We start from the raw sequence: 2,488 nt of genomic DNA, 5'->3' as shown, positions 1-2,488 counted from the left end.
GGTCGATACTGGGCTCGAACCAGTGACCCCCTCCTTGTAAGGGAGGTGCTCTCCCAGCTGAGCTAATCGACCTGGGATTTTATAATGTTTTAATTCTTTATAAAAAGAATGGTGGTCGATACTGGGCTCGAACCAGTGACCCCCTCCTTGTAAGGGAGGTGCTCTCCCAGCTGAGCTAATCGACCTCGCTGTGTGGGGCCGTATTATAGGGAGCAACGAAATACTGTCAACGACTTTTTGATTAAAAAAGTTCAGGCGCGCTAAAAACAGCCGTCTTGGTTGATTGTTAGACGCATTAGACCGCCTTTTACTGACATCAACCAGATTTTGGCGAATAAATAACATCTCACTATTGATAAGCCCCCTATTATATTCTTTCTGCCTCCACTAATACCTGTTAGTTAGTAGACTACTACTAACCTTTATATTCAAACTTAAATTGATTGCGCAATATTAGATGACGTTGACTATAGTGAATGCCTGCTCCACAAGAATGAAAATAACAAGAGTGGAACTCGCATAATGTGGTGGTTTGGGTATAGAATATCGGCCACTTTATTATATCTGTCTTTATATAGACGTTTTCAGAAATAGGTCAGTGTCCCATTATGACAACTAAGACGCGTTTTGCTCCAAGCCCAACAGGCTTTTTACATGTAGGTGGTGCTCGTACAGCACTTTATTCTTGGCTATATGCTCGTGCGAACCAAGGTGAGTTTGTTTTACGTGTAGAAGATACAGATATTGAACGTTCAACACCTGAAGCTTGCGCTGCGATCTTAGAAGGTATGGAGTGGTTAGGCTTAACTTGGGATGAAGGCCCGTATTACCAAACCAAGCGCTTTGATCGTTACAATGAAATCATTGCTCAAATGCTAGAACAAGGCAGTGCATATAAGTGTTACTGCTCACGTGAGCGTATTGAAGCGATGCGTGAAGAACAAGCTGCTAATGGTGAGTCTCAAAAATATGATGGACATTGTCGTAACTTAGCGCCACGTGAAACTGATGAGCCGTTTGTTATTCGTTTCAAAAACCCTACAGAAGGTAGTGTGGTATTTGATGATCATGTTCGTGGTCGCATCGAATTTGCTAACGATACTTTAGATGATTTGATCATTGCCCGAACTGAGGGCACGCCAACTTATAACTTCTGTGTAGTTGTTGATGACTGGGACATGGGGATCACTTGTGTTGTACGCGGTGAAGATCACATCAATAACACCCCTCGCCAAATTAATATTTTAAAAGCATTAGGTGCACCTGTTCCTGAATATGCGCACGTATCAATGATTTTAGGCGACGATGGCGCTAAATTATCAAAACGTCATGGCGCAGTTGGCGTAATGCAATACCGTGATGATGGCTATTTACCTGAAGCCCTATTGAACTACTTAGTTCGTTTAGGTTGGTCACATGGCGATCAAGAAGTATTCTCAATTGATGAAATGATTTCATTATTTAAATTGGATGACATTAACAAAGCAGCTTCTGCATTCAATACTGACAAATTAAATTGGCTAAACCAGCATTACATTAAAGAGTCGGCACCAGAATATGTTGCAGGCCACCTTCAATGGCATATGGATGACCAAAAAATTGATACCACAAACGGCCCTGCTTTAGCTGAAGTTGTCACAGCACTTGCAGAAAGAGCGAAAACCTTAAAAGAGTTAGCCGCATCTAGTCGCTACTTCTATGAAGATTTCGACGCTTTTGATGAAAATGCAGCGAAAAAGCACTTGCGTGGTGTTGCAATGGAACCACTTAAGTTAATCCAACAAAAAATTTCTGCTCTATCTGATTGGTCTGTTGAAGCAATTCATCAAGCAATTGAAGACACCGCAGCAGAACTTGAAGTAGGAATGGGTAAAGTTGGAATGCCTTTACGTGTCGCTGTTACAGGCGCCGGAATGTCACCTGCTGTAGATTTAACCTTATTTCTCATTGGAAAGGCTCGTTGCGAACAAAGAATATCCAAAGCGATTGATTTTGTAGCAGCTAGAATAAATTCTTAAAAAACGAGTTGACACTTTTGGGCAGGCTGCATAGAATGCGCCCCGTACTTGAGACACGATGTGATTATTTATCGCAGCATGTCCAAATGCAATTTGTAAAGTTGAGGGGCTATAGCTCAGCTGGGAGAGCGCTTCGCTGGCAGCGAAGAGGTCCACGGTTCGATCCCGTGTAGCTCCACCAATTTTACAACAATTCAAGCGTTAAGTTTTAGCCTACAGAACTTAATGAGTTATTCACTTTTTGCAGAGTTTAATGCAGTCCGGGTCCCCTTCGATTAAAGAAGAGATGCCTAGGACACCGCGCTATTTTTATTAAGAGCACGGCGGTTTCACTTTAATAGCCTTCTAAAGTGTTACTTATAGGTCTTCGTTATATTAGAAGTGAAACAATATGTCCGGGTCCCCTTCGTCTAGAGGCCTAGGACACCGCCCTTTCACGGCGGTAACAGGGGTTCGAATCCCCTAGGGGA

At 42.6% G+C, this 2,488-nt stretch carries 1 protein-coding gene and 3 tRNA genes; 2 read left to right on the top strand and 2 right to left on the bottom strand.

The window, feature by feature from the left end:
* Positions 1–72, bottom strand: a tRNA-Val gene (locus Q4591_RS19980).
* A gap of 37 nt (positions 73–109) precedes the next feature.
* Positions 110–185 (bottom strand) — tRNA-Val (locus tag Q4591_RS19975).
* A 423-nt stretch (positions 186–608) separates the two neighbouring features.
* Here Q4591_RS19975 and gltX point away from each other — a divergent pair.
* A complete protein-coding gene (gene gltX / locus Q4591_RS19970) occupies positions 609–2,018 on the top strand; it encodes a glutamate--tRNA ligase (RefSeq protein WP_102436489.1) in 1,410 nt (469 codons plus the stop codon).
* A gap of 105 nt (positions 2,019–2,123) precedes the next feature.
* A tRNA-Ala gene (locus tag Q4591_RS19965) sits at positions 2,124–2,199 on the top strand.
* Positions 2,200–2,488: the final 289 nt, after the last annotated feature.

This window comes from Shewanella sp. 3_MG-2023 (genome assembly GCF_030548765.1).
Lineage (GTDB): Bacteria > Pseudomonadota > Gammaproteobacteria > Enterobacterales > Shewanellaceae > Shewanella.
This window is presented reverse-complemented; position numbering and strand designations above follow the sequence as displayed.

Coding starts and splice junctions, on each gene's coding strand:
- gltX (WP_102436489.1), top strand. CDS start 609: ATGACAACTAAGACGCGTTTTGCTCCAAGCCCAACAGGCTTTTTACAT.